Below are 6,092 nucleotides of genomic sequence, written 5' to 3'. Positions count from 1 at the left end.
ATCATCTGAACACCACCTAGAGTTTATATATTTATTTTAAATGAAAATAGCGAAGACTTCCTCGATAAAATCGAGAAAGCCTTCGCTTAAAACGATATAGAGACTTTTTCAGTGGCCTCCATGAAATGTCGCTCTTTTTCTAGTTACTCTCCTAAACCTTCAGTTGTGATCGCTCTTTCTACAGCTTCTAAAGCCGCTTCCTCGTCACTTCCACTTGCAGAAATTTTCACTTGAGTTCCTTTAGAAATCCCAAGAGACATAACACCCATTATCGATTTTAGATTTACAGTTCGTCCATTCGCTTCTAGGTTTACATCTGCAGTGAATGAATTAACCGCATTTACTAATGCAGTTGCTGGTCTAGCGTGAAGGCCTGCTTCACTTGTAATTGTAAATGTTTTTTCTACCATTTTTCAAAAACCCCTTTCAAGATAGCCAATGCAGCTTTAAATATAAATGCGATGATTATGTATCATTCATCTATGATGCAGCCAATATAAGCTACATATCGTATTACCATTATTATAAACTTTTTTTAAAAAAAGGGAACTAGTTTTCTTTTAACTTATTGTCTGATTTTCAGTTAATTTATATACTCTCTGTTTATAAATAACATAATGGACATGTATTGTATAGGTGTCAGTATTCATTCTTTCTACTACATAGTTCTCTTCATTACCTTGAATTAAGAAGACAGAGGATTTTTCCAGGTGAAAAATGTCATTACCTAATTGTAAAATCAAATGACATATTTTATCGAATTTTATATGATCTATTTTTCGATGGCACGTCACAAAAATAACTTTGTTTCCTATTTTAATCTTTCTCACAAAGACCATCCTCTACTCGTTTTAGCCATTATATGCTTGTACATACGAATCTATTATAAACTTTCAGAAAGTTATGTTAAAATATGCTACTTTGCCTTGACGTATATCTTGAGATTAGTGTATAGTGAAATTATCATTAAGATGAGTATATATTGGTAACAACCTAGTTTTCACATCATGTCTACACCTTACATATCATATTCTTAAATGATAAAATTTTTTTTAGCACCACCTGTGCTACAGTATTAGGAGGATTAAGTACTATGCAAAACGGTAAAGTAAAATGGTTCAATAACGAAAAAGGTTTCGGATTTATCGAAGTTGAAGGTGGAGACGATGTATTCGTACACTTTACAGCTATTCAAGGCGAAGGATACAAATCATTAGAAGAAGGTCAAGAGGTTTCTTTTGAAATCGTTGAAGGTAACCGCGGACCACAAGCTGCTAACGTTACAAAGTTATAATCACTAGTGTAATTGTGATTTAACATAAAACAAAACTTAAACAAAAAGAGGTTGGATTATTTCCACCTCTTTTTTTCTTATAATGACTTTTGACTTATTAGTAAATACTCAATTGCTTTTACATTTTGTTTAATACTTTTCTCGATCCGGGATACTTCATTATGGTTGAATACATTCGCGTTGTTCGCTATAAAGACCAATTTGTCAATATCTTTATAAATTTCCTGAAAAGCTTCTTTTATTGATGAATCTAATGGACCATTCGTCAAGTCCTTAACCCCCTCTCCCCTTATTTATAAATCGACAATTTCTAGTAAATATGTTTTATATTTGTTCTATTTTTTTACAAGATGAATTCTATTTTCATTTTAACACGACATTTAAAAATGTGATATAAAAAATAGAATGTTTTTTTTAACGAATATTATTAATAATTAAACAAAAACTATCTTTGGAGGTGGTATTAACATGGACCAAATTAATCACACAGGATTAATTAGTGGAATGAATGAAATCGCACAGCTGGAAGCATCAGTTAAAGCTGCACAAAAAATGGTTGGAGCAGCTACAATGCAAATGGATCCTGAAGCAATTAAAAATGCTGAGAATGCAATTAATGATGCTAAAGCACTAATGAATCTAACTTCCAATACAGGTTTTGACCAGGACTTTTTAACAAAACAACAACAACTGATAGACCAGTGTCAACATCAGTTGTCAGAAGCTAAACATTAATGCTATTTTTAGGTTTAAAAAAATCCGCTAAGAAGCGGATTTTTTTAGATCAATTTTTTGCCAACACTTTTTATTTTTTCTCCAACAGTACAACTTTTTATACAAAAAGTATGAGCATATGTTTTACCAAATTCTTCTCTAAAATGTTTTTTTAATAAACAATTTGAACAGTAGGTGTCAATAATTTCACTTAACTCTTGTAAGGTTTGTTTTTTATTCATCCATTTCAACGCCCTCATCTATCGTCATCTTACTTTTAATTTCAATACCTTCCAACGCTTGAGTGGCCAATTTATCAGCCTCGGTATTTTCTTTTCTTGACACTGGTTCATATTCCGGAGTTATTCTTAGTAGATTAAGTTTAGCTTCAATTCGATCAAGCCATAGATTAAATTCCGGTTCATAACACGGCCATTCACCGGAAAGTTGGTTTAATACCACCTGTGAGTCACCTTTAAATAATACCTTTTGTCTTGATATTCCATATTCTTCAAGAACTTTAATTAAATAAGCAAAAGCTGCATATTCCGCCTCATTATTAGAGTCAATTTCATTTGCTTTTTCATTCATTCTTATTCTATGCCTATTTCCACTTTGGGTAAAATAGATCACTGCTCCAAATCCAGCCAGTTTAGTATTTTTATGAAATCCGCCATCAAAGTATGCAACGACATCGTGAGGTTCATCTTTTACAATATCTTTTAACTTTTTTAACTCTTTAAGATTCCATGTTTGTCCATCTTCTGAAGTATACGTAATGTCCTTTACTCTTCCCGTTTGTAAAATATCTTCTGATATCATAATCACTTCATTTAATGAAAGAAAATCAGATACAAGCTCTGTTTGCATTTTCTTTTTAGTTTGATACATCCACTCAATTCGATATTTCAACTACGTCCACTCCTGAACATGAATTATTATAAGGTAATTAAAAGTAGTCTTTATATTTATTAATGTAATCAATATGCTATAATCATATTCGATTTATTATAATAATGATTCCTATGTTGTGTGAGATCAATGGTAATTATTTTACCATCGTTTGCTGATTTATAAAAGGATTAGGTATGAGGAGGTAAATTATTGATTGAAATATATGTTGACGGAGCCAGTGCCGGTGATCCCGGTCCATCAGGAGCAGGTGTATTTATTAGAGGACATGGAAAAGCCGAGGAATTCTCTATACCACTAGGCTTAATGACAAATCATGAAGCGGAATACCATGCGGTTATAAAGGGTATGGAGATTTGCATTCAAAATGGGTTTAAAGTTGTATCGTTCAGAACAGATTCACAATTAGTTGATCGTGCAATTGAAAAGCAATACGTAAAAAATAGCCAATATTCCCCCCTTTTAGAAAAAATACTTGAACTCGCTAAGGAGTTTGATTTATTTTTCATTAAATGGATTCCAAGTAAAGAAAACAAAGTAGCTGATCAACTTGCAAGAAATGCCGTACGTAACCAATAATTTATTAAAAAATGATTGTATTTGAAAGAGTGAATGTAATGAAAAAACTATTTGCAGACGGAAGTCTATTATTTGTTGCTTTTATTTGGGGTTCCACCTTTGTCATTGTACAAAATGCGGTTCAAACATTACCGCCACATTTATTTAATGGTATTCGGTTCCTTATAGCAGCCATTATCCTCTCATTGTTTGTAGGGAAGAATGGAAACAAGTTCTTTACACTGAAGTTAATGAAAGCAGGCACTTTCTTGGGATTCTTTTTATTTATAGGCTATGCCTTTCAAACAGTAGGTCTTATTTATACAACATCTTCTAAAGCAGGTTTTATTACTGGATTAAGTGTGTTGATTGTTCCCATACTCGCTATCTTCTATTTAAAAGAACCACCAAAACTCATCATTTTCATTAGTGCTGGTTTTGGCACAGTTGGTCTTTATTTTTTAACATTAGCAGGTATATCACAGATAAACTTTGGGGATTTACTTATTTTAATATGTGCAATCGGATTCGCTTTTCATATTGTGTTTACAAGTAAATATACTGACCAACATCCTGCACTACCTTTAACCATTATTCAATTATTGACGGTATCTTTACTAAGCTTTCTAAGTTCATTTACGTTTGAAAAAACCTCGGTTTCTTTTAATAAAGTGTTACATGGAGACGTTATCTTGGCATTGTTCATAACATCCATTTTTGCAACTGCTATTGCCTTTTATATCCAAACTAAATTTCAACAGTTTACAAGTGCGGCAAGAGTCGCCATCATTTTTGCAATGGAACCTGTTTTTGCAGCAATAACAGCATTTTTTGTTCTCAATGAACGGTTGCCCATGTATGGATTAATCGGATGCTGTTTCATTTTTACTGCTATGATAACAACCGAACTCCCCAAGCTGCTTAAAAGAGAGCTGAAACAAACTAATCATATCTAAATGGTGTTAATTGTTGAGTATGATATTCCAAGCTATTTCATCCCTAGAAATAGCTTCACATTCACATCTCATATTAAGTGTAAGGATTCAATGAAAAGAAGAGCTTGTTTACGATTGTTTATTTTTTCTGATTTAAAATTTTCAAGCAGGGAAATAAAAAATGAGCCGTCAAATTCCTTTTGAATCTTTAATGTTAATTCAATCGCTATTATAACTACTTCATCTACTGTATCTGTGTACTGTTGACCAAATGCTATAAACCCATTTGCATCATCCCCTAATACAAATCCTTTGCTTATTAAGTGATCAACATATTCACTAACCGTTCCAATCATATTAAAATTCATCCTTTGTTTACGTTGTCCTCCTTTGATCTTATCTAAAAACGTCGACAAATTCTATCATTTTTTTCATTTTTCGTTACCAATCTTTGCTACTTTTATCACAATTATTCAATACGTATTTTTTAGGTAGTAGGTCATACTAGTATTGGAGGTGGCTATCACATGAGTAGTGAAAAAAGAGGAAATAATCGAGGAAAAAAAGCCCCAAGTGTAAATCCCCAAGGACACGCAGCAGATGTTGAATTCTCTATGGAACCGAAAAGCAAACTAGAAAATGCTGCCAAGAAGAAAAACACAAAATAAAATAACATGCATGAGTCGAAGGCTCTCTCTCTTACTTCGATATCATGCATGCTTACGTGTATAGCTTTGATTACATATTCAATCCTTTTTTATATAGCTTCCTCTTGTGAAAACATGATGTTTTTAAGTATAGCCTGTATCCCTCTTAATTCATGCTCCTTAATGATAGAAAGTGCTTTTTCTTCATCAATTAGGAGAAGCGAATCATCCAGTATACATTCTAACGGAGCTGTACAATTAATTTCAGCTAATTTTCTTGAAAGATGGAGCATTTCTAAATCATTTTCAATTTTCATCTTTTGACTCTTTGAAAGTTCGGATAAACATAGAAGTAATTCGTCAATTGATTTGTATTGAGAAATAAGTTTAAAAGCTGTTTTCTCGCCAATCCCCTTTACGCCCGGATAGTTGTCACTTGAATCTCCCATTAAGGCCTTTACATCAATTAACATACGTGGTTCAATTGCAAATTCTTCAATATATAGATCTCTTGTATAATGCTTATAATTTCCTATCCCTTTTTGTAAGATTAAAACATCCACTTGATCATTTAATAGTTGAAGGATATCCTTATCTCCTGTAACGATGGATATTTTCATTTCAGTTTCAAACTTCTTTGTTAATGTTCCAATACAATCGTCAGCCTCAAAGCCTTCTATACCAATATTTGTTATGTTTAGTGCTTCTACTACTTCTTTTGCCAAGTTGAACTGAGGCTGTAATTCAATTGGGGCTTCAGGTCTATTCGCTTTGTAATCAGTAAATAAATCATTACGATATGTTTTACTGCCCATATCCCAACAACAAATAATATGTGTTGGTTTTGTATATTCAATAACAGCAAATAAATGCTTTAATAAACCAGTAACTGCATTTGTCGGAATCCCTTTACTATTGATCATAAATTGACCGTAAACAGATGTTGAAAAGAACGAGCGAAAAAGCAAAGCCATTCCATCCACGATTAATAAATGCTGATCTTTTTTCAATTTATCTCCCTCACAATCAGTA

At 32.5% G+C, this 6,092-nt stretch carries 11 protein-coding genes; 5 read left to right on the top strand and 6 right to left on the bottom strand.

Annotated features, from left to right (window positions below):
• Positions 1 to 143: 143 nt before the first annotated feature.
• Positions 144 to 410, bottom strand: a complete 267-nt coding sequence (locus LC095_RS02950; RefSeq protein WP_026562603.1) for a phosphocarrier protein HPr — start codon at positions 408 to 410, stop codon at positions 144 to 146.
• A 683-nt stretch (positions 411 to 1,093) separates the two neighbouring features.
• Between LC095_RS02950 and cspD the strand changes: the two genes are divergently transcribed.
• The gene (gene cspD, locus LC095_RS02945) at positions 1,094 to 1,294 is read left to right on the top strand and encodes a cold-shock protein CspD (RefSeq protein WP_026562601.1); all 201 of its coding nucleotides are present in this window, start codon (positions 1,094 to 1,096) and stop codon (positions 1,292 to 1,294) included.
• Positions 1,295 to 1,371: 77 nt separating this feature from the next.
• On the opposite strand, the gene LC095_RS02940 is transcribed toward cspD, so the two are convergent.
• The gene (locus tag LC095_RS02940; RefSeq protein ID WP_026562600.1) at positions 1,372 to 1,563 is read right to left on the bottom strand and encodes a hypothetical protein; all 192 of its coding nucleotides are present in this window, start codon (positions 1,561 to 1,563) and stop codon (positions 1,372 to 1,374) included.
• Between the two features lie 199 nt (positions 1,564 to 1,762).
• Between LC095_RS02940 and LC095_RS02935 the strand changes: the two genes are divergently transcribed.
• Positions 1,763 to 2,029: a DUF2564 family protein gene (locus LC095_RS02935; protein WP_226526716.1), complete on the top strand. Its 267-nt coding sequence runs from the start codon at positions 1,763 to 1,765 to the stop codon at positions 2,027 to 2,029.
• A gap of 44 nt (positions 2,030 to 2,073) precedes the next feature.
• Here LC095_RS02935 and LC095_RS02930 read toward each other — a convergent pair whose 3' ends face one another.
• Positions 2,074 to 2,250, bottom strand: a complete 177-nt coding sequence (locus tag LC095_RS02930; protein WP_216774135.1) for a zinc-finger domain-containing protein — start codon at positions 2,248 to 2,250, stop codon at positions 2,074 to 2,076.
• Positions 2,243 to 2,920, bottom strand: a complete 678-nt coding sequence (locus LC095_RS02925) for a ribonuclease H family protein (RefSeq protein WP_226526715.1) — start codon at positions 2,918 to 2,920, stop codon at positions 2,243 to 2,245. The genes LC095_RS02930 and LC095_RS02925 overlap by 8 nt, the downstream gene beginning before the upstream one ends.
• 192 nt (positions 2,921 to 3,112) lie before the next feature.
• Here LC095_RS02925 and LC095_RS02920 point away from each other — a divergent pair, with 192 nt between their 5' ends.
• A complete protein-coding gene (locus tag LC095_RS02920) occupies positions 3,113 to 3,499 on the top strand; it encodes a reverse transcriptase-like protein (protein WP_226526714.1) in 387 nt (128 codons plus the stop codon).
• Positions 3,500 to 3,537: 38 nt separating this feature from the next.
• On the top strand, positions 3,538 to 4,434 hold the full coding sequence (locus tag LC095_RS02915; protein WP_226526713.1) for a DMT family transporter: 897 nt from the start codon (positions 3,538 to 3,540) through the stop codon (positions 4,432 to 4,434).
• Positions 4,435 to 4,502: 68 nt separating this feature from the next.
• Here LC095_RS02915 and LC095_RS02910 read toward each other — a convergent pair whose 3' ends face one another.
• Complete coding sequence (locus LC095_RS02910; RefSeq protein WP_226526712.1) at positions 4,503 to 4,769, bottom strand: DUF6123 family protein; 267 nt, start codon at positions 4,767 to 4,769, stop codon at positions 4,503 to 4,505.
• A gap of 171 nt (positions 4,770 to 4,940) precedes the next feature.
• Between LC095_RS02910 and sspL the strand changes: the two genes are divergently transcribed.
• Positions 4,941 to 5,081: a small, acid-soluble spore protein L gene (gene sspL, locus LC095_RS02905; RefSeq protein WP_226526711.1), complete on the top strand. Its 141-nt coding sequence runs from the start codon at positions 4,941 to 4,943 to the stop codon at positions 5,079 to 5,081.
• A gap of 89 nt (positions 5,082 to 5,170) precedes the next feature.
• Here the strand turns inward: sspL and LC095_RS02900 are convergent, their stop codons facing one another.
• Positions 5,171 to 6,070, bottom strand: coding sequence for a 5'-3' exonuclease (locus LC095_RS02900; RefSeq protein ID WP_226526710.1), 900 nt, complete (start codon positions 6,068 to 6,070; stop codon positions 5,171 to 5,173).
• Positions 6,071 to 6,092 lie beyond the last annotated feature (22 nt).

Source organism: Metabacillus niabensis, from assembly GCF_020524345.1.
Lineage (GTDB): Bacteria > Bacillota > Bacilli > Bacillales > Bacillaceae > Metabacillus > Metabacillus niabensis_B.
Note: the sequence above shows the minus strand (reverse complement) of the source record. Positions and strands in the feature narration are given on the sequence as shown.

Bases quoted from the DNA above. Each gene is read 5' to 3' on its own strand.
- LC095_RS02930 (WP_216774135.1), bottom strand. From the start codon at position 2,250: ATGAATAAAAAACAAACCTTACAAGAGTTAAGTGAAATTATTGACACC.
- LC095_RS02910 (WP_226526712.1), bottom strand. From the start codon at position 4,769: ATGATTGGAACGGTTAGTGAATATGTTGATCACTTAATAAGCAAAGGA.
- LC095_RS02935 (WP_226526716.1), top strand. From the start codon at position 1,763: ATGGACCAAATTAATCACACAGGATTAATTAGTGGAATGAATGAAATC.
- LC095_RS02915 (WP_226526713.1), top strand. From the start codon at position 3,538: ATGAAAAAACTATTTGCAGACGGAAGTCTATTATTTGTTGCTTTTATT.
- cspD (WP_026562601.1), top strand. From the start codon at position 1,094: ATGCAAAACGGTAAAGTAAAATGGTTCAATAACGAAAAAGGTTTCGGA.
- LC095_RS02950 (WP_026562603.1), bottom strand. From the start codon at position 410: ATGGTAGAAAAAACATTTACAATTACAAGTGAAGCAGGCCTTCACGCT.
- sspL (WP_226526711.1), top strand. From the start codon at position 4,941: ATGAGTAGTGAAAAAAGAGGAAATAATCGAGGAAAAAAAGCCCCAAGT.